21 protein-coding genes are annotated in these 20,554 nt (G+C 72.2%); 9 read left to right on the forward strand and 12 right to left on the reverse strand.

Going from position 1 to position 20,554, the window contains the following annotated elements; genetic code table 11:
• The first annotated feature begins 81 nt into the window (after positions 1-81).
• Entirely contained in the window at positions 82-759 is a 678-nt protein-coding gene (locus AC5WRL_RS06430; protein WP_496087316.1) for a TerD family protein, read from the forward strand.
• On the opposite strand, the gene AC5WRL_RS06435 is transcribed toward AC5WRL_RS06430, so the two are convergent.
• The 9 genes from AC5WRL_RS06435 to AC5WRL_RS06475 form a co-directional block, all read right to left on the reverse strand.
• Positions 740-1,072, reverse strand: a complete 333-nt coding sequence (locus AC5WRL_RS06435; RefSeq protein ID WP_496087317.1) for a hypothetical protein — start codon at positions 1,070-1,072, stop codon at positions 740-742. The two genes, AC5WRL_RS06430 and AC5WRL_RS06435, sit on opposite strands and share 20 nt — an antisense overlap.
• A complete protein-coding gene (locus tag AC5WRL_RS06440) occupies positions 1,072-1,551 on the reverse strand; it encodes a hypothetical protein (RefSeq protein ID WP_496087318.1) in 480 nt (159 codons plus the stop codon). Before AC5WRL_RS06440 ends, AC5WRL_RS06435 begins: the two co-directional genes overlap by 1 nt.
• Positions 1,552-1,640: 89 nt before the next feature.
• The gene (locus AC5WRL_RS06445; protein WP_496087319.1) at positions 1,641-3,440 is read right to left on the reverse strand and encodes an alpha/beta hydrolase; all 1,800 of its coding nucleotides are present in this window, start codon (positions 3,438-3,440) and stop codon (positions 1,641-1,643) included.
• Positions 3,437-3,769: a type VII secretion target gene (locus tag AC5WRL_RS06450; RefSeq protein WP_496087320.1), complete on the reverse strand. Its 333-nt coding sequence runs from the start codon at positions 3,767-3,769 to the stop codon at positions 3,437-3,439. Before AC5WRL_RS06450 ends, AC5WRL_RS06445 begins: the two co-directional genes overlap by 4 nt.
• A gap of 109 nt (positions 3,770-3,878) precedes the next feature.
• Positions 3,879-4,631, reverse strand: a complete 753-nt coding sequence (locus AC5WRL_RS06455; RefSeq protein WP_496087321.1) for a Tellurium resistance — start codon at positions 4,629-4,631, stop codon at positions 3,879-3,881.
• A 114-nt stretch (positions 4,632-4,745) separates the two neighbouring features.
• Complete coding sequence (locus tag AC5WRL_RS06460) at positions 4,746-5,912, reverse strand: DUF475 domain-containing protein (RefSeq protein WP_496087322.1); 1,167 nt, start codon at positions 5,910-5,912, stop codon at positions 4,746-4,748.
• 47 nt (positions 5,913-5,959) lie between these two features.
• Complete coding sequence (locus AC5WRL_RS06465) at positions 5,960-6,547, reverse strand: TerD family protein (RefSeq protein ID WP_496087538.1); 588 nt, start codon at positions 6,545-6,547, stop codon at positions 5,960-5,962.
• A 94-nt stretch (positions 6,548-6,641) separates the two neighbouring features.
• Entirely contained in the window at positions 6,642-7,100 is a 459-nt protein-coding gene (locus AC5WRL_RS06470) for a peroxiredoxin (RefSeq protein ID WP_496087323.1), read from the reverse strand.
• Between the two features lie 97 nt (positions 7,101-7,197).
• Positions 7,198-7,626 (reverse strand): DUF3052 domain-containing protein, encoded by a 429-nt coding sequence (locus AC5WRL_RS06475; protein ID WP_496087324.1) that lies wholly within the window; start codon positions 7,624-7,626, stop codon positions 7,198-7,200.
• Positions 7,627-8,044: 418 nt separating this feature from the next.
• Here AC5WRL_RS06475 and aceE point away from each other — a divergent pair, with 418 nt between their 5' ends.
• The 3 genes from aceE (at position 8,045) to AC5WRL_RS06490 (ending at position 13,086) form a co-directional block, all read left to right on the forward strand.
• Positions 8,045-10,777 (forward strand): pyruvate dehydrogenase (acetyl-transferring), homodimeric type, encoded by a 2,733-nt coding sequence (gene aceE, locus AC5WRL_RS06480; protein WP_496087325.1) that lies wholly within the window; start codon positions 8,045-8,047, stop codon positions 10,775-10,777.
• A 149-nt stretch (positions 10,778-10,926) separates the two neighbouring features.
• Complete coding sequence (locus tag AC5WRL_RS06485; protein ID WP_496087326.1) at positions 10,927-12,114, forward strand: alpha/beta hydrolase; 1,188 nt, start codon at positions 10,927-10,929, stop codon at positions 12,112-12,114.
• Positions 12,115-12,201: 87 nt separating this feature from the next.
• Positions 12,202-13,086 carry a DUF4429 domain-containing protein gene (locus tag AC5WRL_RS06490; protein WP_496087327.1) on the forward strand — a complete coding sequence of 295 codons (885 nt, stop codon included), beginning with the start codon at positions 12,202-12,204 and terminating at the stop codon, positions 13,084-13,086.
• A 6-nt stretch (positions 13,087-13,092) separates the two neighbouring features.
• Here the strand turns inward: AC5WRL_RS06490 and AC5WRL_RS06495 are convergent, their stop codons facing one another.
• Complete coding sequence (locus AC5WRL_RS06495; RefSeq protein ID WP_496087328.1) at positions 13,093-13,554, reverse strand: winged helix-turn-helix transcriptional regulator; 462 nt, start codon at positions 13,552-13,554, stop codon at positions 13,093-13,095.
• 78 nt (positions 13,555-13,632) lie between these two features.
• Between AC5WRL_RS06495 and AC5WRL_RS06500 the strand changes: the two genes are divergently transcribed.
• The 3 genes from AC5WRL_RS06500 (at position 13,633) to AC5WRL_RS06510 (ending at position 16,531) form a co-directional block, all read left to right on the forward strand.
• Complete coding sequence (locus tag AC5WRL_RS06500; protein WP_496087329.1) at positions 13,633-14,349, forward strand: SDR family NAD(P)-dependent oxidoreductase; 717 nt, start codon at positions 13,633-13,635, stop codon at positions 14,347-14,349.
• A gap of 185 nt (positions 14,350-14,534) precedes the next feature.
• Positions 14,535-15,833 (forward strand): sensor histidine kinase, encoded by a 1,299-nt coding sequence (locus tag AC5WRL_RS06505; RefSeq protein ID WP_496087330.1) that lies wholly within the window; start codon positions 14,535-14,537, stop codon positions 15,831-15,833.
• Positions 15,830-16,531 (forward strand): response regulator, encoded by a 702-nt coding sequence (locus AC5WRL_RS06510; RefSeq protein WP_496087331.1) that lies wholly within the window; start codon positions 15,830-15,832, stop codon positions 16,529-16,531. The genes AC5WRL_RS06505 and AC5WRL_RS06510 overlap by 4 nt, the downstream gene beginning before the upstream one ends.
• A gap of 1 nt (position 16,532) precedes the next feature.
• Here the strand turns inward: AC5WRL_RS06510 and AC5WRL_RS06515 are convergent, their stop codons facing one another.
• Together AC5WRL_RS06515 and AC5WRL_RS06520 are read right to left on the reverse strand one after the other, a co-directional pair.
• Entirely contained in the window at positions 16,533-17,348 is an 816-nt protein-coding gene (locus tag AC5WRL_RS06515; protein WP_496087332.1) for an alpha/beta fold hydrolase, read from the reverse strand.
• Positions 17,345-17,941 carry a TetR/AcrR family transcriptional regulator gene (locus tag AC5WRL_RS06520; protein ID WP_496087333.1) on the reverse strand — a complete coding sequence of 199 codons (597 nt, stop codon included), beginning with the start codon at positions 17,939-17,941 and terminating at the stop codon, positions 17,345-17,347. The genes AC5WRL_RS06515 and AC5WRL_RS06520 overlap by 4 nt, the downstream gene beginning before the upstream one ends.
• A 215-nt stretch (positions 17,942-18,156) precedes the next feature.
• On the opposite strand from AC5WRL_RS06520, the gene AC5WRL_RS06525 reads away from it, so the two are divergent.
• Both AC5WRL_RS06525 and AC5WRL_RS06530 read left to right on the forward strand, forming a co-directional pair.
• Complete coding sequence (locus AC5WRL_RS06525) at positions 18,157-19,269, forward strand: alpha/beta hydrolase (RefSeq protein ID WP_496087334.1); 1,113 nt, start codon at positions 18,157-18,159, stop codon at positions 19,267-19,269.
• Positions 19,253-20,485: an acyltransferase family protein gene (locus AC5WRL_RS06530; protein ID WP_496087335.1), complete on the forward strand. Its 1,233-nt coding sequence runs from the start codon at positions 19,253-19,255 to the stop codon at positions 20,483-20,485. The genes AC5WRL_RS06525 and AC5WRL_RS06530 overlap by 17 nt, the downstream gene beginning before the upstream one ends.
• Positions 20,486-20,554: the final 69 nt, after the last annotated feature.

Raw genomic sequence — 20,554 nt, forward strand, 5'->3', positions numbered from 1 at the left:
GCACCCCATCGGTAACACCGGATCTCGGTCATCGTAAGCGCGCCGTTGTTTCACCGGTGTGGCGGCAGGCAGGATTTCTGTATGACGCACGCACTGGAGAAGGGGGCCACCGTTCGACTGCCGGTCACCTCGGTACGGGCGGTGCTGCGCTGGTCACCGCGCGACGCGCACGGCGGGACGGATGTGGAGCTGTCGGCGCTGCTGCTCGGCGGCGCGGGGCGGGTGCGCTCGCCCGGCGACTTCGTCTTCTACAACCAGCCCCGGCATCCCACCGGCCTGGTGCGGCGGCTGCCCAAGCGGCGGGACGGGCACGGGCTGCTGGGCACCGTGGAGGCGGAACTGGCCCGGCTCGACCCGGCGGTGAGCCGGGTGGTGCTGGCCGCCTCGGCGGAGTCGGGCTTCGACGCCGCCCGCACCCATCCGCATCTGCTGCTGTACGGGGCCTCGGGGGCGGATCCGCTGGTGCGGTTCGCGCCGGATCCGGCGCCGGGGACGACGGCGGTGATCTGCGGGGAGCTGTACCGGGCGGGCGGCGCCTGGCACTTCCGGGCCTCGGGGCTCGGCTTCGGGGGCGGGCTGGTCGCGCTGGCGGCGGAGTTCGGCGTCACGGCCGCGGCCCCCGCCCGCCCCCCGGACCCGCGCCGCCGATCCGGCTACGGCTACCCGCCCCAGGCCCCGCCCCCCGACCTGGCCCCGGACTTCACCCTCCCGCCCCAGGGCCCCCAGTTCCTGCCGCCGGTCAACCCGCCATCGACATGACGAAGACCCACGTCACGAGCAGCAGCAGGACACCGCAGAACCACCATCCGACGCCGCCGTCCTCCCGCCTCACCATGCCGGCAATGCCCGCCACGGCGGCGAGCGGCGACGCGACCCAGGGCACCAGAACGACCGCCCGCTGGACGCCGGCGGAGCAGATCGACCGGCTGTCACCGTCATGGCAGCCGGCACTGTTCATCGCCCCGAAGGGAGCGATGAGAAAGGTGCAGCCCGCGAAGAGCACGATGACCACGATCCCGGCCGTCCGGATGAAGATCTCCTCACCGGTCAATGGGCGGTCCGTGGCCGCCATCAGTACTCCCCGGCCGGACTCTCCCCCTCCGGGGTGGTGAAGCAGGCCGACTGGAGGGTGATCCGGAGCTGGGAGGTGTCCGCGCTGCCGGCCAGGGTGATGTCCGCCGCGAAGTGGAGGGTCGCGTTCTCCAGCAGGAGGCGCGGGGAGCGGTTGGCGTTGTTCAGGACGCCGTCCTCGGTGATCCGCCAGCCCTCCGCCGGGAGCCCCTCGCGCAGCCGGTCCATCGCCTGCTCCAGGTCGGGGCGTGGCAGGCGGTGGATGCCCCAGGCGTGGTACATCGTGAACAGCCGTTCGCGGTCCGGGTCATCGGCGCACAGGTCCACGCCGGGGCCGGGGTCGGTGACCGCCGCGCCGTCCGCCGGGCCGGCCAGCTCCAGCAGGTGGTCGGACAGCGCCCGGGTCTCCTCCCGTGCCGCCTGCACCGACTTCTCCGCGACCGCCGCAGCGCTGTCGTTGTCCTCGTTCGCGTTTGCCATGCTCGCGCCGCCGCATCCCGTCATGAGAGCCGTCATGAGTGCCGTCAGTATCGCCGGAACGGCTCCGGCCGACCGCCGCGGTGTCCCGCTCATCCGAGCTCCACGTCGTCGTACCGGCCCGCGATCACCCGCGACTGGTTGCGCAGGCTCAGGGAGTTCTCGTCCCAGTAGGCGCTGTGGCCCGTGGAGTCGTTCGCCATGATATTCGCGCCGAACTGCCCATCGGAGGGCACATTCGGTATCAGATCGGTCTTGAGGTACGGAATGCCCCACTTTCCGATGCCGATCCCCACATCGTTCTCGCCCAGGAACATCCGGCCCGCGTTCGGCACCACGTCGTCGAACGCGCCGGCCGCCATCGACCACACATGGTCGCTGCCCACCCCGAGGTCCCTGGCGTACGGCACCAGCATCCCGGGGCTGCCCACCGCCACGATGTCATCGGTGGCCAGCCCGCCGTCCGCCTTCGCCGCCGCGCCCACCACCGTGCTGCCGTAGCTGTGCCCGATGACGGTCGTGTGGCCGGCGTCCGGGCCGCCGGCCGCGACCTGGAGGCCGGCGGTGAAGTCGCGCAGCGCCGGGGCGCCGTCCAGCGCGTAGCGGCGGTCGGTGGCCGAGGGGATGATCTCGCCGTTCTGGAAGGGCATCGCGTTCTGCGGCGCGTCGTAGCCCAGCCACATGATGGTGGACACGCTCTCGCCCATGGCGGCCACCGTGCTCTCGCGCCACATGCGGGTGGTGCGCACCAGGTCGCCCTCGACCTTCTCCAGCCGGGCGCCGGTGCCCGGCACGTACACCGCCGTGTGGTCGGCGAGGTCCGGGTTGCCGATGGCGACGACGGCGCGCCCGTTGCCCTCGGTGCCGAAGCCGAGCAGGAACGTTTCGGGGAGTCCGTTGCTGCCGCCCGCGTCCAGCCGCCGCTGGATCGATTCCATGCCGCGCAGCTGGCCGGCCAGCCGGTCGGCTTCCCGCTGCCAGCCGGCGTGCGCGGGATCACCGGCGGCCGGCTCCACCGCCCGGAGGGCGTCCAGCGCGGTGGACACCCGGGCCTGCTCGATCTCCAGCACGCCGCGGTTGGCCCGGTCGCGTACCACCGCCGGCAGCCCGTCCAGCGCGCCGACGGCCGCCGGGAACAGCGCCAGATAGGTGTCCTGTTCGCGGTCGCCGAGCCCGTTCCACCACGCGGCGTTCTCCGCCGGGGAGGCACCGGCCGGGATGTCGGCGGCCGACAGCAGCCCGGTGAGCGCGGCCCCCACGGTGCGCAGGTCCTCACCCGCGTCGGCCCACATGGCCTCGGTGATCCGCAGCCCGGGTTCGACGACGAGGGCGGCCAGCGTACGGGCGTACCGCTCGTCGATCTCTTCCGCCTGGCGCAGCGCGCGCCCGATGCGCTGCGCCAGGCCCTGCGCGGCGATCGCGTGCGGGCCGCCGATCAGGGCGCGCACCGAGCTGAGGTAGTCGCCGATGAAGCCGCCTTCGCCGAGGTGGCCGGCGGTGCCGCCGGCCCAGCTGATCTCGCCGTCCGGGCCCTTGATCTCGGGGAAGCCGACCGTGCCGTCCTCGCCCACCGGGAAGCCGCGTTCGGCGGCCTCCGCCAGGGCGGTGCGCAACCGCTGCTGAGCGTCGGTGAGTTCTTCGGCGAGCCCGTCCAGCGCGGCGCGCACCAGGCCGGACTGGATGCGCGCGTACTCGCAGTTGTCGGCGAGCACGGTGACCCGGCCGAGGGCGGCGGTGACGGTCTCGCCGGAGCGGGGGCGCAGCACGTCGGCCATCTGCTGGTCGACGAAGTCCTTCGCGGTACCGGCCCAGGTGGTGAACTGCGACCAGTGTTCGGCCTCGGCGGCGAAGTCGGCGGGGCGGGCGGCGTCCAGTTGCGTCACGGTGATCATCGCGGCGCCGCCCCCTCCCCCAGCTGCGCGTGGATGGCGGTGAAACCGGCCTGGATGTCGGCCTCGGTGGTCTCGAAGTCCCCGGCAGCGGTGACCAGTCGGTGCTCCATGTCCGCCGCCTCGTCGCGTACGGTGGCGAGCCGCTCCTCCCAGCTGGTGCGGACCGCGCGCAGCTTGGCCAGCGCCGTCAGGCCGCCCTCGGGGGCGGCGCCCTCGCTCTCGGCGGAGCGCAGCAGCCGCAACAGTACGTCCAGGTTCCCGGCGACCACACCCGAGTTGGTGGACAGGCCCCGCAACTCGCCCGGATCGACGTCCAGTCCGTTCGACAAGGTCAGTCAGCTCCCCGCTTCACCCCTTCGGCAGCAGGAAGCTATCAGTGCCGGGGCCGGGCGGACATGAGTACGGGTACTCAGATGCCAGGGGCGGGCGCCGGCCGGGTCAGGTGCGGCCGGCCTTGCGGCCCCGCGCCCAGGACATGCCCCAGCCGTAGAGGTGGTCGATCTCCGACTGGAAGCCGTAGGTGTACTTCACCTGGCGGCGGGCGATCAGGTGCCCCTTGTCGTCGTGCTCGATGAGCACCACCGCGCAGGAATGCGCCTGGTCCGGCGGGTCGATGAGGCCGATCTCGACGTTCTTTCCGTCGCTGGTCACCAGGGTGATGACCACGTCGGCGCGGGCGAACGCGGCCACCCCGTCGTAGATGTAGACGAAGACCAGCAGCCGCTTGATCTCGTCCTTGTTGTCGAGGTTGATGTACATCTGCTCGCCGGAGGCGGTGCCGAACCGGTCGTCGCCGCTGAGCTTGATGTACGGCGGGTCGCCGAAGTCCCCGGTGAGGCCGCCGAGCGGCTGCACCACGCCCTTGGTGCCGTCCTTCAGCTCGTACAGGCAGCCCAGGTCGAAGTCCACGTTGGCGAGTCCCTGGGTGTGCCCCTGGATCTCGGCCGGCTTGAACAGTTCCAGCGGGTGCCGCCAGGCGTTCAGCCTGCGGTGGCTGGAGCCGCCGAGGTCGGTGCGCATCCGCCAGGTGAGGTCCACCCGCAGGGTGCCGGTGTCGGCGCCGCGCCGGGTGAGGGAGAACTCGGGGTAGCGCTTGGTGAGTTCGTACGCGTAGCTGGCCGCACCGCCGACCGTGTCGAACTTCTGCGCGGGCTCCCGGCTGCGCCTCAGATAGCTCCACAGGGACGCCATGTCCTACTCCACCCACCCTCGTACCAACACGCCAACACGCCAACACGTGGCGGGGCGCGCCGGGTACGTGGCCCAGCGGCGCCCCGCCTTATGGTTTCCGCAATCGGGGGGTGATCACACCCCCGACGGCACGACGGTTTTCCCGGAGTCCACCCCGCCGCCGTCCCCGCCGTCATCCCCGCCGCCGGCCCCGGCGTCCGCGCGGTTGGCGCGTACCGAGGACCAGAACGACAGGCCGATCAGTGCGACGCCGACGCCGCCGGTGACCCACTCGGGCAGATGGAAGCGGATGCTCACCAGCAGCATCACGGACAGCGCGCCGATCGCGTAGTGCGCGCCGTGCTCCAGGTAGCGGTACTCGTCCAGGGTGCCCTCGCGCACCAGGTAGATGGTGAGCGACCGCACGTACATGGCCCCGATGCCCAGGCCGAGCGCCATCCAGAAGATGTGGTTGGTGATGGCGAAGGCGCCGATGACCCCGTCGAAGGAGAAGGAGGCGTCGAGGACTTCGAGGTAGAGGAAGAGGAAGAACGCCGCCCGGCCGGCCAGTCCGACGACCGTGGGCTGCTTCCCCGCCGCCTTGGCCTCGGCGGCCTGGGCCTCCTCGCGCTCCTCGTCCTCCTCCAGCTTGTTCTCGAAGAACCCGGAGAGCCCGCCGACCACCAGATAGGTGAGCACACCGGCGACGCCGGCCAGCAGTACGGTGCTCGACTCGTCGGCGTACGTACCGCCGTGCTGGTAGGCGTGGGTGGCGACGGTGCCGGCGGTCAGCAGCAGCGCGGCCAGCGCCACGCCCACCGAGAAGGAGTCGATCCGCCCGAGCTTGGCCAGCGGGCGCTCAAGCCTGCCCAGCCAGTGGACGTCCCGCTCCTCGAAGATGAAGTTGAGGAAGATCATCAGCAGGAACATGCCGCCGAAGGCGGCGATGGCCGGATGGGCGTCCGTGACCATCTCCTGGTACTGATCGGGGTGGTCGAGCGCGAGCTGCACCGCGTCGATGGGCCCGATACCCGCCGTGACGCTGACGATGGCGACCGGGAAGACCAGTCGCATCCCGAACACCGCGATGAGAATGCCGATGGTGAGGAAGATGCGCTGCCAGAAGGCGTTCATCTTCTTCAGCACACCGGCGTTGACCACCGCGTTGTCGAAGGAGAGGGAGATTTCCAGGACGGTCAGGATCGCCACGACGGCGAATCCCTCCCACCCCCAGAAGTAGAGAGCTGCCGCCAGTCCGATGGCGGTGACCCCGAAGGACCAGCCGAACGTTTTCAGTATCACAAGAAGTCCTGTCTCCCACGCCGGGCGTCACGGCGCTGTATCACGAGTCAGACGTTGACGCCATAATCCAGTGCGATGCCCCGCAGTCCCGAGGCGTAGCCCTGCCCGATGGCGCGGAACTTCCACTCGCCACCGTGCCGGTACAGCTCCCCGAAGACCATCGCCGTTTCGGTCGAGGCGTCCTCGGTCAGGTCGTAGCGGGCCAGCTCGCGGCCGTCCGCCTGGTTGACGATGCGGATGTACGCACCGAAGACCTGGCCGAAGTTCTGCTGGCGGGAGTCGGCGTCGTAGATCGAGACCGGGAAGACGATCTTGTCGACCTCGGGGCCGATGGCCGCCAGGTTGACCTTGATCTCCTCCTCGTCCTCGTCCTCGCCCTCGCCGCTGCCGCCGACCAGCTCGTCGCCCATGTGCTCGACGGAGCCGTCGGGGCTCTTGAGGTTGTTGAAGAAGACGAAGTGCTGGTCGCTGATGACCTTGCCGAGGGCGTTGGTCAGCAGGGCGCTGGCGTCCAGGTCGAAGTCCGCGCCGGTGGTGGTGCGCGCCTGCCAGCCCAGGCCGACGGTGACCGCCGTCAGGTTCGGGGCCTCCTTGGTCAGCGAGACATTGCCGCCCTTGGTGAGGCTGACTCCCACGGTGTCCTCCAGTCCGTAGTGGTGTCTGTGCGGGTACGGGGACATGTGAACCGTCCCCAATATGTCATTACGACGCGTTGGATGGTGATCCGGGTTACAGCGCCTTGAGGGCTGTGACGTACTCCTCCAGGTCCCGCGCGTCCGGCAGCCCGTTGACGACCGTCCAGCGGACCACGCCCTCCTTGTCGATGATGAAGGTGCCGCGCACCGCGCAGCCCTTCTCCTCGTCGAAGACGCCGTAGGCGCGGGAGGTCTCGCCGTGCGGCCAGAAGTCGGACAGCAGCGGGTACTCCAGGCCCTCCTGCTCGGCGAACACCCGCAGCGAGAACGGCGAGTCGTTGGAGACGGCCAGCAGTTGGACGTCGTCGTTGACGAAGCTGGGCAGTTCGTCGCGCAGGGCGCACAGCTCGCCGGTGCACACGCCGGTGAACGCGAAGGGGTAGAACAGCAGGACGACGTTCTTCTCGCCCCGGAAGGACGAGAGCGTGACCGACTCGCCGTGCTGGTTCCGCAGGGTGAAGTCGGGGGCCTTGGTGCCGGGCTCAATCGCCATGGACGGACATCCATTTCGGTGTCGGTTACATGTGTCGCGCCCAGCCTACGTTGCGGCCCCCGGCGGCCGGGATGGCGCCGGGGGCCGTACCACGCTGCTACTTCTTGCGGGCCGCCTTGGGGGTCAGCAGACGGCTGCCCGTCCAGTCCTTGCCGGCGTTGAGGTTCTTCGTCTGGGCCAGGCCCGCCGTCTTGGCGGCCTCACCGATCTCGCTCGGCTCGATGTAGCCGTCCCGGCCCGGCTTGGGCGTCAGCAGAACGATCTGCCCGTCCTCGTCGAGGAGCCCGATGGAATCCACCAGCGCGTCGGTCAGATCGCCGTCGTCCTCGCGGAACCACAGCAGCACCACGTCGGCGACGTCGTCATAGTCCTCGTCGACGAGTTCCTGGCCCGTGGTGGCCTCGATCACCTCGCGGAGTTCCTCCTCGGCGTCCTCGTCGTAGCCGATCTCCTGGACCACCATTCCGGGCTGGAAACCCAGCCTCACGGCAAGGTTGGTCTCCGCGTGGTCCGCGGTCGCGCTCACGGATTGCTCCTGTCCTGTCTCAGTCAGTACGAATCGGGCCCGCGCGTGACGCGCGGCTTGGGCCGTAGTCCACACGGGCCGGGCGAATCGCGCAAGTACCCGGCCTGGCGAACCCGGACCGTCGTTGACGCCCGGGGCCGATGTCGGCCAGGGTTGCGTGATCTGCGTCATAGTTTCAGACGCCGCCCGCGCGGGCGGCGGCACCCCGGTGTCCGGGCCCCAGGAGCGGCCGGATGGCGGTACGGGGACGGTGTCCACCGGAGTGAGGAATACCGCCCGGTAGAGATGATTTCCCACCCCCGCCCGGTACACGATGGCCCCGAAGGACACCAGAAAAACACCGACATACCCCGCAATGACCTCGCAATGCCCCCCACACACTCCGACCACACCCGAGCGAAGGACGTGAAGGAACAGCGTGGCTTCCGGATCCGATCGCAACCCGATCATCATTGGCGGTCTGCCCAGCCAGGTCCCGGATTTCGACCCTGAGGAGACCCGGGAATGGCTCGACTCGCTCGACGCCGCAGTGGACGAGCGCGGCCGGGAGCGGGCCCGCTATCTCATGCTCCGGCTGATCGAACGCGCCCGCGAGCGGCGGGTCGCGGTGCCGGAGATGAGCGGCACCGACTATGTGAACACCATCGCGACCAAGGACGAGCCGTATTTCCCCGGCAATGAGGAAATCGAACGCAAGATCCTCAACGCCACCCGGTGGAACGCGGCCGTCACCGTCTCCCGCGCCCAGCGCCCCGGCGTCGGGGTCGGCGGGCACATCGCCACCTTCGCCTCCTCCGCGTCCCTGTACGACGTGGGCTTCAACCACTTCTTCCGGGGCAAGGACGGCGGCGACGGCGGCGACCAGATCTTCTTCCAGGGCCACGCCTCGCCCGGCATCTACGCCCGTGCGTTCCTCCTGGACCGCCTGGGCGAGCGGAACCTGGACGGCTTCCGGCAGGAGCGCTCCAAGGCTCCCTACGGGCTCTCCAGCTATCCGCATCCCCGCATGATGCCGGACTTCTGGGAGTTCCCGACCGTCTCCATGGGGCTGGGCCCGATCGGTGCGATCTATCAGGCGCGGATGAACCGCTACCTGGCGGCGCGCGGCATCGCGGACACCTCCCGCTCCCGTGTGTGGGCGTTCCTGGGCGACGGCGAGATGGACGAGCCGGAGTCGCTGGGCCAGCTGACGATCGCCGCCCGCGAGAGCCTGGACAATCTCACCTTCGTCGTCAACTGCAACCTTCAGCGGCTGGATGGCCCGGTACGCGGCAACGGGAAGATCATCCAGGAGCTGGAGTCGGTCTTCCGGGGCGCCGGCTGGAATGTGATCAAGCTGGTGTGGGACCGCTCCTGGGACCCGCTGCTGGCCCAGGACCGGGACGGCGCGCTGGTCAACAAGCTGAACTCCACCCCGGACGGGCAGTTCCAGACGTACGCCACCGAGACCGGCGGCTACATCCGCGAGCACTTCTTCGGCGGCGACCAGCGGCTGCGCGCCATGGTCGCGCACATGACGGACGACCAGCTCCTGCATCTGGGGCGCGGCGGTCATGACCACCGCAAGATCTACGCGGCGTACCGGGCGGCCACCGAGCACCGGGGGCAGCCGACGGTGATCCTGGCGCAGACGGTGAAGGGCTGGACGCTCGGCCCGAACTTCGAGGGCCGCAACGCGACCCACCAGATGAAGAAGCTCACGGTGGACGATCTGAAGGGCTTCCGCGACCGGCTGCGGCTGCCGATCCCGGACCGCGACCTGGAGGAGGGCCTGCCGCCGTACTACCACCCGGGCCGGGACTCGGCGGAGATCCAGTACATGCACGACCGGCGCCGGGAGCTGGGCGGCTATGTGCCCTCCCGGGTGGTGCGGGCGCGTCCGCTGACGCTCCCGGGCGAGGCGGCGTACGCGCAGCTGCGCAAGGGCAGCGGGCAGCAGTCGATCGCGACGACGATGGCCTTCGTGCGGCTGCTGAAGGATCTGATGCGGGACAAGGAGATCGGCAGGCGTTTCGTGCCGATCGCACCGGACGAGTACCGCACCTTCGGGATGGACTCGCTCTTCCCGTCCGCGAAGATCTACAACCCGCTGGGGCAGACGTACGAGTCGGTGGACCGGGAGCTGCTGCTGGCCTACAAGGAGTCGCCGACCGGGCAGCTGCTGCACGACGGGATCACCGAGGCGGGGTGCACGGCGTCGCTGATCGCGGCGGGGTCGGCGTACGCGACGCACGGTGAGCCGCTGATCCCGGTGTACGTCTTCTACTCGATGTTCGGGTTCCAGCGCACCGGTGATCAGTTCTGGCAGATGGCCGATCAGCTGGCCCGCGGTTTCGTACTGGGCGCGACCGCCGGCCGTACGACCCTGACCGGCGAGGGCACCCAGCACGCGGACGGCCACTCCCAGCTGCTGGCCTCCACCAACCCGGCGTGCGTGGCGTACGACCCGGCGTTCGGCTTCGAGATCGCCCACATCGTGCGGGACGGGCTGCGCCGGATGTACGGCCCCGACGCCGAGGACGTCTTCTACTACCTGACGGTCTACAACGAGCCGATCCAGCACCCGGCGGAGCCGGCCGGGGTGGACATCGACGGGCTGCTCAAGGGCCTGTACCGCTACCGGGCGGGCGGCGGCGGCACGGTGCCGGCGCAGATCCTGGCCTCGGGGGTGGCGGTGCCGTGGGCGGTCCAGGCGCAGCGGATGCTCGCCGAGGAGTGGGACGTACGGGCCGATGTGTGGTCGGCGACCTCCTGGACGGAGCTGCGGCGGGACGCGCTGGCGGCCGAGGAGCACAATCTGCTGCACCCGGAGGAGGAGCAGCGGGTGCCGTATGTGACCCGGACACTGCGCGACACCCATGGACCGGTGCTGGCGGTCTCCGACTGGATGCGGGCGGTTCCCGATCAGATCTCGCGCTGGGTGCCCGGCACCTACCAGTCACTGGGCGCGGACGGCTTCGGCTTCGCCGACACCCGGGGCGCGGCCCGGCGGTTCTTCCACATCGACGCGCCGTCGATCGTGCTCGGCGTGCTGACCGAACTGGTGCGGGACGGCAAGCTGAACCGCGAGGTGCTGAACACGGCGATCGACCGCTACCAGTTGCTGGACGTTGCGGCGGCCGACCCCGGACCGGCCGGCGGGGACGCGTAACGGACCCCTCGCTACCACATCGGCGCTGATCAGGCCCCGTCGAGGTGTGTCACACGCCACGGCGGGGCTTGTCCGATTTGCGGTCTGCGGGCTCATATGATGCGCGAATAGTGCTGACCTTCGCCACGCTCCGCCAGGACCGTCCCACGATGCCGGCCACCGCCCGCCGGGTGCTGCTCCCGCTGGCCGTGGTCTTCGCCGTGCTGGCCACCGCCGGCTGGATGGCCAGGGGCGACGCGCCGCCCCCCAGCGCCTACTCCCGCGAACACACCGCCTGGGCCCAGGGCACCCTGCACGGCGAACCGCTCCCGGACCCGGGCCTGCCGGCCGAGGAGATCGGCGCCTTCTTCGCCGGCCTCACCACCGCCGACCGGAACGCGCTGGCGAACGAATACCCCCTGGTCGTCGGCAACATGGCGGGCGCCCCCGTCACCCTCCGGTACGCGGCCAACCGGGTGGCGCTGGCGGACGCGGCGGCGGCCGAACGCGAACGGATCGCCATCGGCGGCTTCTCCCCCGCCGGCGCCCACGAGGCGCAGCGCCGGCTGAACCGGTTCGACTCGCTGGCCGACGAGGGGCGGCAGATCCTCGCCTTCGACCCCAGCGGGCGGGGCAAGGTCGCCGAGGTGCTGGGCGATCTGGAGACGGCGGAGCGCGTCTCCCTGATCGTGCCCGGCGTGGACACCGACCTGCTGGGCTTCCAGAAGACCTTCGGCAAGTACACCGCCCCGGCCGGCATGGCGCAGGCGCTGTACCGCGAGGAGCAGGACCTGGAGCCGGACGTGAGGACGGCGGTGATCGCCTGGGCCGACTACGACGCCCCGACCGGCATCGCCATGTCGGCGTTCACCGGCAACCGGGCGGCAGCGGGCGCGGACCGGCTGCTGACCACCCTGACCGGGCTGCCGGGCGAGGCCCCGGTGGCGCTGCTGTGTCACTCGTACGGCTCGGTGGTGTGCGGTCTCGCGGCGAGCCGGCTCCCGGAGCGGGTGAGCGACATCGCGGTGGCCGGCAGCCCCGGGATGCGCGCCCCGGATGTGACGGCGCTGGGCACCGGCGCCCGGGTGTGGGCGATGATCGCGAACGGCGACTGGATCAGCGAGGTGCCGCACCTGGAGGTCGGCCCGCTGGGGCACGGCGCGGACCCGGCCGATCCGTCCTTCGGGGCGCGGCTGCTCAGCACCGGCGACGCGGCGGGGCACGGCGGCTACTTCGAGCCCGGCGCGGAGAGCCTGGTGAATCTCGCGCTGGTGGCGACCGGCGCGGTCAACGATGTCGAGTGCGCGCCCGGCATCGACCACTGCGCGCCGTCCGACCCGTGCGCGGCCGTCGCGTGATGCGCGTAGCGCCGTTTGCTGGCGAGCATCGGACACGCTCGGCCGGGAGAGGCGAAACCGTCAGCGCGGGCGCTTACGATGACCCGTATGGGTGATGTGCTGGCGGGAATTCATTCCTCCTGGGAGTTCGACACCGACTCCGTGCTCATCCGCTTCGAACGGGGCATACGTACGCCGAAGCTTTTCCAGATACTCGGCGAGCGCCGTATCCCGTATGAGGCGCTGAGTTCGGTGGAACTCACACCGGGAAAGCGCAAGGGAACGATGGTGCTGCACGCGGTGCCCCGGCCGGGCGCCGACCCGCTGCTGGACGCGGCGGCCGGGCAGCTGAAGTCCTCCGCCGATCCGTACCGGCTGCTGCTGCCGGCGGAGCGGGAGACACCGGCCGAGTATTACGCGACCGAGCTGCGGGCGGTTCTGAGGGGGGACGCGGGGGAGCCGGCGGACGGCTATCTGGTGGCGGCGCCGGCGGCGCCACTGCAATTCAAGGCGTACGACGCGCGGGTCGCCTTCGACGGCGACATGGTGTCCTTCCGCTGGTTCTCGACCGGGGCGTCGTCGGCGAAGTGGAAGGCGGGGGACCAGTTCTTCCCGGTGGGCGAGCTGGCCGGCATCGAATGGCGCTCGCCGGAAATCGCCGGCGGCCATCTGCGGCTGCTGCGGCACGGCCCGGACGGCGAACCGGAACCGGCGACGGCGGAGCCCGACCAGGACCCCATGGCGGTGTGCTTCGGCCTCGGCTACGGGCTGGTCCACGAGTCGCTGCCGCTGGCGGCGGCGGTGCTGGCGGCGGTGCACGCCAGTGACCCGACGCCGGCGAAGGTGGCCGCGGCCACCAGGGCCCACCACCACCGGTCGGACCCGGCGGACATCGCGGACCGCATCCGCCACCTGGGGGATCTGCACGGGGCGGGGCTGCTGACGGACGAGGAGTTCTCGGCGAAGAAGAAGGACCTGCTGGCCGAGCTGTGACGCCTGCTATTCCGCTTCCGCGTCGTAGCGGCGACGGGCCTCCTCGATCGCGTCGTTGTGGTCCGTCGCCCACCGCACGAACGCGTAGAACGTCTCCCGCAGCCCCTGCCCGAGCGGGGTCAGCTCGTACACCACGCGCGGCGGGACCTCGGCGTGCACGGTACGGGTGAGCAGGCCGTCGCGCTCCAGGTGGCGCAGGGTGAGAGTCAGCATGCGCTGCGAGATGCCGGGCACCTGGTCGCGGAGGGCGCCGAAGCGGAGCGGCCCGGCCGCGAGGATGCCGATCACCAGGACCGACCACTTGTCGCCGACCCGGTCGAGGGTCTCCCGGATGCCGGCTCCGTTGTCCGGCCAGGACGCGCAGGGATGCGGGGGGACCCGCCAGGGCGGGGGCGGGTCCCCGTGGTCGCCGTGGTCCCCGTGGTCCTCATGGTCCTCGTGGGGATCACCGGTGTTCCTACCGAACATGAAAGTGCCTTTTGTAGAGGTCGTCCTGAGTCACTACCTTGACGTTACGTACAAAGCGTAACCAAGGAGGGACCCCTCATGCCCGCGAACCCGACCCCGGCCCCCGCCACCATCGCCGTTGTCGGCGCCGGAGCCGGCCTCGGCCGCTCCATCGCCCGCCGCTTCGGCGCCGCCGGCCACCCCGTCGCCCTGATCGCCCGCAACCACGACAAGCTGGCCGCCCTGGCCGCCGCCCTCGACGCCGAGGGCATCACCGCCCGCGCCTACCCGGCCGACGCCCGCGACGGCAAGGCGCTCACCGCCGCCCTCGACGCCGCCGCCGGCGACCTCGGCCGCGTCGGCGTCCTGTCCTACAGCCCCGCCCCGGTGTGGGACCACTCCGGCGGCGGCCTGCCCGACCTGGCCGGCATGGGCTACACCAGCACCCTGGAGACCACCCCGGACTCCGCCCGTACCCAGTTCGACCTGATCGTCGGCGGCGCGCTGACCGCTGTCGCGGCCGTACTGCCCGCCATGCGCGAAGCCCGCGACGGCGCGCTGCTGTTCACCACCGGCGCCTCCGCCATCACCCCGATGCCGATCCTGGGCAACGCCGGCATCGCCCAGGCCGGGCTGCGCAACTGGCTCACCGCCGCCCACACCGAACTCGCCCCCCAGGGCGTCTACGTCGGCCACCTGAGCGTCGGCGCCCCGATCGTCCCCGGCCACGAGCACGGCGACCCGGACACCCTGGCCGCCCGCTGGTACGACCTGGCCAGGGCCCGCGACACCTTCGAAACCACGGTCGGCTTCTGACCACACCCAACCACCCGACCCACAGCCCACCCACGGGCAGCCCAGCACCCCGGAAGCCACCCGGGCCGGCAGCCGCCGCCGCGGCCCAGCAGACCACGGCCCGGGCACAGCCCGCACCACCCCACCGGCCCGGGCCGGCAGCCGGCTTCGGGGCCCGGCGGGCCGCAGGCCGTAGGCTGACGGGCGTGGGGTCTTCTTCCGAATCGGTGGGCGGGCGGCTGGTCGCCGACGTGCGGCGGCAGGGTGTGCTGCTGTCCCAGGCGCTCGGGGCGCCCGAGCCGTCGGAGGCGCTGCTCGCCCGCGCGCCCCGCGCGTGGATGCGACTGCTGCCACACGTCCTCGCCTTCGCCACCGCCGCGTCGCTGCTGCCCACCGGGATCGTCGTACTCCTCAACGACTACGGCCTCCCCGGCGGTCTCGCCGGCCTGCTCGGCACCGCCCAGGCGGCGCCGCTCCTGCTGGCCGCCGTCCGCCCGCTGGCCGCCTGGTACATCGTCTTCTGCGCCAACGTCCTCACCGCCCTCGCCCTGCTCGTCTGGGCCGACACCCTCGGCGACCAGGCGTGGCCGTGGCCGCCGCCCGCGATCATCGGCTATCTCCTCCTCTGTCTGCCGCTCGCGCTGCGCCAGCCCCGCCGCACCCTGGTCGCCGTCTGGCTGGCGACCGTCGCCGCCGCCGTGCTGCTCGGCCTGCTGCGCCCCGGCCACGCCCCCGGCTCCAATGTGCTCTTCGTCGTCCTGTCCGGCATCGTCCTGCTGCTGGGCGGCGCCGTCCGGGAGCGGTCCGAGGCCCAGCACATCAGCGAGGTCGAGCGCGCCCGCCGCACCCTTCTCGAAGAGCGCGCCCGGATCGCCCGCGAACTGCACGATGTCGTCGCGCACCACATGTCGGTGATCACCGTGCAGGCGGACAGCGCCCCGTACCGCATCGAGGGCATGCCGGAGGCGGCCCGCGCCGAGTTCGCGACCATCGCCGGGACCGCCCGCCAGTCGCTGGCGGAGATGCGGCGGCTGCTCGGCGTGCTGCGCAGCGAGGGCAGCGGCGGCGATCCGCAGCTCGCGCCGCAGCCCGGGCTGGACGAGCTGAACGCGCTGGTCGAGTCCGCGGTACGCGCCGGGGTGGCCGCCCGGCTGTCCCGCTCCGGCGAGACCGCCGGCCTGCCGCAGACGGTGACGCTCAGCGCGTACCGGATCGTTCAGGAGGCGCTGGCCAATGTCGTACGGCACGCCCCCGGCGCCTCGGCGACCGTCACCGTGACCCTCACCGAGGACAGCCGCGCACTGCGCGTCGAGATCGTGAACGGCCCCGCCCCCGCCCCGGCCCGCCCGCTGGAGGCGCACGGCACCGGGCATGGTCTGATCGGGATGCGGGAGCGAACCCGCCTGGTCGGCGGCTCACTTGACACCGGCCCGACGGCGGACGGCGGCTTCCGGGTGGCGGCCGTGCTGCCACTGGCCGCACCGACCCCGGGGGAGATTCCATGAGCAGCGCCGGCGCCACCGCCACCATCACCGTGGCGATCGTCGACGATCAGGCGATGGTACGGGCCGGGTTCGCGGCCCTGCTCGCCGCGCAGAGCGACATCGACGTGGTCGGTGAGGCCGTCAACGGCGCCGAGGGCGTGGAGCTGAGCCGCCGCAAGCACCCCGATGTGGTGCTGCTGGATGTCCGGATGCCGGTGATGGACGGCCTGGAGGCCGCCCGGCAGCTCCTCGACCCGCCGCCGGGGGTCATCCACCGGCCCCGGGTGCTGATGCTCACCACCTTCGACATCGACGACTACGTGTACGAGGCGCTGCGCGCCGGGGCCAGCGGCTTTCTGCTGAAGGACGCGCCGCCGGCCGATCTGATCGCGGCGGTCCGGGTGGTGGCGGCCGGCGACGCGCTGCTGGCGCCGTCGGTGACCCGCCGGCTGATCGCCGACTTCGCCGCCCGCCCGGCGGCGCACCGCCGCAAGGATCCGGCGCTGCGGCTGAAGGGACTGACGGCGCGCGAGTCGGAGGTCCTGGTGCTGGTGGCGCGCGGCCAGTCCAACCAGGAGATCGCCGCCACCCTGTTCGTGGCCGAACAGACGGTGAAGACCCACGTCAGCCGCATCCTGCACAAGCTGGGCCTGCGCGACCGCGCGCAGGCGGTGATCTTCGCCTACGAGTCGGGGCTGGTCTCCCCCGGCGATCAGTGATTCAGGGCAGCAGCTCCAGCAGCCGTTCGGCGAAGGCTTCCGGGTGTTCGACGGCTCCCCCATGTCCGCCCGGGAACTCGGCCACCTCCAGGTCGAGCAGTTCGGCGAGCTGGGCGGCGGGCCCGTACAGCGGGAGCAGCCCGCGCGAGTCCCGGCCCGCCGCCGGTACGAGCCGTTTCCCGGCGCGGCGCAGCCCGTCCAGGTCGGGCACGGTCGCGGTGAAGGGGCACAGCATGTGGTCCAGGAAGACGGGGAGGTTGGCGTGCATCCGGGGGGCCATCTCCTGGAGTGCGGGCGGCAGCTCGGTGGGTTCCCGGTCGGCGGGCCGGCCGCCGCCGAGGCCCTCGCCGAGCCTGGCCATCGCCGCCCCGGCCCCGTCCGTACGGAACAGTGCGCGTACCTCGGCGAACAGCGCCCGGTGCGGGGCCGGGTCGGCCAGCAGTTCCACCAGCGGGGGCTCGTGCGCGACGACCCGGCGCAGCCGGTGCGGGTGCCGGGCCAGCAGGTCGAGGGCGACGATGGCGCCGGAGCTGCTGCCGAGGACGTATGCCTCCTCGTGCGGTGACAGCGCGTCGATCAGCCGGCGGGCGTCGTCGCTCCACACCGCCACCCGCTGGTCGGTGAGCGGTCCGTCGCGGGTACTGCGGGACAGGCCGCGCGGGTCGTAGGAGACGACGGTGTGGTGGGTGGCGAGCGCGCCGGTCATGCCCGCGTACAGGCCGGCGTCGGCGGCGCCGCCCGGGATGAGCAGCAGGAGCGGCCCGCTGCCGCGCCGCTCGTAGTGCAGGGTCGCGCCGGGTACGGCGAGGGTGCTCATCGGGGGTTCTCCTCGGGTGCCGGGGTGTGCGCCGGCCAGTGGGCCAGCAGGAAGTGCAGCGCGTCGAGTCCTCGGGCCCAGGAGTCGCGTACGTCCCTGGGGTGTCCGAAGCCGCCGCTGAGTTCCAGGTGGACGTAGCCGTGGAAGGTGCTGCGCAGGAGCCGCCCGGCGTCGGTGAGGTCGGGTTCGGCCAGGCCGTAGGCGCGCAGCATGCCGTAGGTGAGGTCGACGCTGCGCCGGAAGACGGTGAGGTCGCTGATCTCGGCCGGGTCGAAGCGCTGCTGGGTGGCGGCGTAGCGGCCCGGGTGCTGGAGGGCGTAGTCGCGGTAGGCGTCGGCGAAGGCGACGAGGGCGTCCTTGCCGGACCGGCCGGCCACGGCGAGGGCGATGCGGTCGGTCATCTCCTCGGAGGCCAGCAGCGCGACGCGGACGCGCAGGTCGCGCAGGTTCCGCACGTGGGCGTACAGGCTGGCGTCCTTGACGCCGAAGTGCCGGGCCAGTGCGGAGAGGGTGAGCCGGTCGAGGCCCTTGTCGTCGGCGAGCTCCGCTGCCGCGCGGGTCAGCCCGGCCGTGGTGATCCCTGCTCGGACCATACGGGCCCTCACCTCTTTCCTCTCGCCACCGGATGCCAAAACCTAGGACCCCTAGGCAAAAATCTAGGGTACATAGGTTTCTGATGTCCCACCCCCTACCCCGGTATGACACCGGGAATGGCTCCCCGGTGTGACGCGGGTACGTCATCCCGCGCCGCACTCTCCTTCCCGTCCGGGCACCGGTCGTTCCGGTGGGCCGGGGAGGGAGAGATGTCATGCCGCGCCGTCGTTCCACGCGGGTGCTGGCCAGCTGCGTACTCGCGCTGACCGCCGCCACCGCGACCGGGGGGTGGACCTTCGGGCCGCACACCGAGATCGTCCAGGGCCCGCCGCCCGGGGCCCAGGCGTGGCGGGCCGACGACAGCCTGGGCCGGCCGCTGCCCGACCCGGCCGGGGCCCGCCCCGCCGAGGTGGCCGCGTTCTTCGCCGGTCTCACCGCCGCCCAGCGGCACGGGCTGGCCGCCCGGCATCCGCTGACCGTCGGCAATCTCGACGGCGCCCCCATCGAGCTGCGGTACGAGGCCAACGCCCGCGCCTGGCAGGACTTCTACGGCTCCCCGCCCGACCCCGGGCGGCAACTGCTCGCCTTCGATCCGCGCGGCCGGGGCACCTTCGCCGAGGTGTACGGCGAACTCCCCGCCGCCGAACGCGTCGCCGTCGTCGTGCCGGGCACCGACAACGACCTCGACACGTACCGCACCCCCACCACCTGGGCGCGCAACCTGCGTGCCGAACTCACCGCCGAGGCACCCGGAGTGCCCGCCGCCACCATCGCCTGGGTCGGCTACACCACCCCCGAGGGCATCGGCCCCGACCAAGCCACCGACCGAATGGCGCGGGCGGGGGCGCCCCGGCTCGAACGGTTCCTCGCCGGACTCGCCGTCACCACGACCCGTACCGCCGCCGCGCCCACCGTGCTCTGCCACAGCTACGGCTCGGTCGTGTGCGGCCTGGCCGCCAAGGACGGCAAGGACGCCGGAAACGGGCTGGCGGCCGGCGACCTGATCCTCGTCGGCAGCCCCGGCACCCGGGCCGGCTCCGCCGCCGCCCTGGGCACCGACGCCCGCGTCTGGGCCTCCCGCGCCCCCGCCGACTGGATCAGCGCCGTGCCCAACGTCCAGTTGCTGGGCCTCGGCCACGGCACCGACCCCACCGATCCCGCGTACGGCGCCCGGGTGTTCACCTCCGACGACGCCGCCGGCCACGCCGGCTACGGCACCCCGGGCACCGACGCGCTGCACAACATCACCGCCATCACCCTGGGCGCCTACCCGCAGGTCAGCTGCGCCCCAACCACCCCGGAGTGCTCCGATGTCCCTGTCCGCTGAGCTGCGCACCGTCGCCACCTCCATCGAGGCCCGCACCCCCGCCCACCGGGACCGCGCCATCGACGGCCTGCGGGCGCTGGCCCTGCTGTCCGTGCCCGCCGGCCACTGGCTGGTCGGCGGCTTCACCCTCGACGAGACCGGCGCGCTGCACAACACCAGCCCGCTCGCCGCCCTCGGCGGGCTCGCCCCCGCCAGCTGGCTGTTCCAGCTGCTGGGCATCTTCTTCCTGGTCGGGGGCTACTCGGCCGCCCTCTCACTGCGCCGCGCCACCGGGCGCGGCACCCCCGCCGGGGCGTGGCTGCGCGGCCGGCTGGTGCGGCTGGGCCGCCCGGTGCTCGGCGTCACCGCCGTGTGGGCGGCGCTGCTGCCGCTGCTCTCCCTCGCCGGGGTGCCGGGCGCCACCTTGCGCACCGCGTCGGTGCTGGTCGTCCAGCCCCTGTGGTTCGTCGGGGTGTACGCGGTGATCACCGCGCTGACCCCGTACGCGCTGCGCGCCGCCGAGCGCGCCGGGCTGTGGTCGGCGCTGCCGCTGCTGGCCTCGGTGGCCGTGGTGGACGCGCTGCGGTACGGCCCGTACGCGGAGGCGATGCCGTCCTGGCTGGGGCTGCTGAATCTGCTGCCGGGCTGGCTGTTCGGCTACCAGCTGGGACTGGTGTGGGGGGTGGGACGGCTGTCGCGGCGGGCGGCCCGGTGGCTGCTGCTGGGCGGCGGGGTGCTGCTCTTCGTCACCCTGCTGACGGTGTTCGGCTACCCGGCGTCCATGGTGGGCGTGCCGGGCGAGGCCCGTACCAACTCCCACCCGCCGTCGCTGCTGGTGCCGGCGCTGGCCGCCGCGCAGTCGGGGGTGGCGGTGCTGGTACGGGACCGGCTGGCGGCGCTGCTGGCCCGGCCCGCGCTGTGGGCGCCGGTGGTGGTGATCAATCTGAGCGCGATGACGATCCTGTGCTGGCACCAGAGCGCGATGCTGGCCGCCGCGATCCCGGCCGCCGCGCTGCACGGCGGCAGCGCGCTGGCGGGCCTGACGGCGGCGCCCACCACGGTGGGGTGGGTGGCGGCGCGGCTGATGTGGCTGCCGCTGTTCGCCGTGCTGCTGGTCGGCATCGGGGCGCTGACCAGGCGGTTCGAGCAGCCGTGGACCGGTGCCTCGACGGGTCGGCGGGTGCTGGCCGGGGTGCTGGCGGCGGGGTTCTCGCTGTACGCGTTCGCCGTGGTGTGACGGGGGCCGCGAGGGGGTTACGCGGCCGGTGCCGGGTACTCGGGCGGGGCACGACGGGGGCCGCGCGGC

The organism is Streptomyces sp. NTD107 (assembly GCF_059510435.1).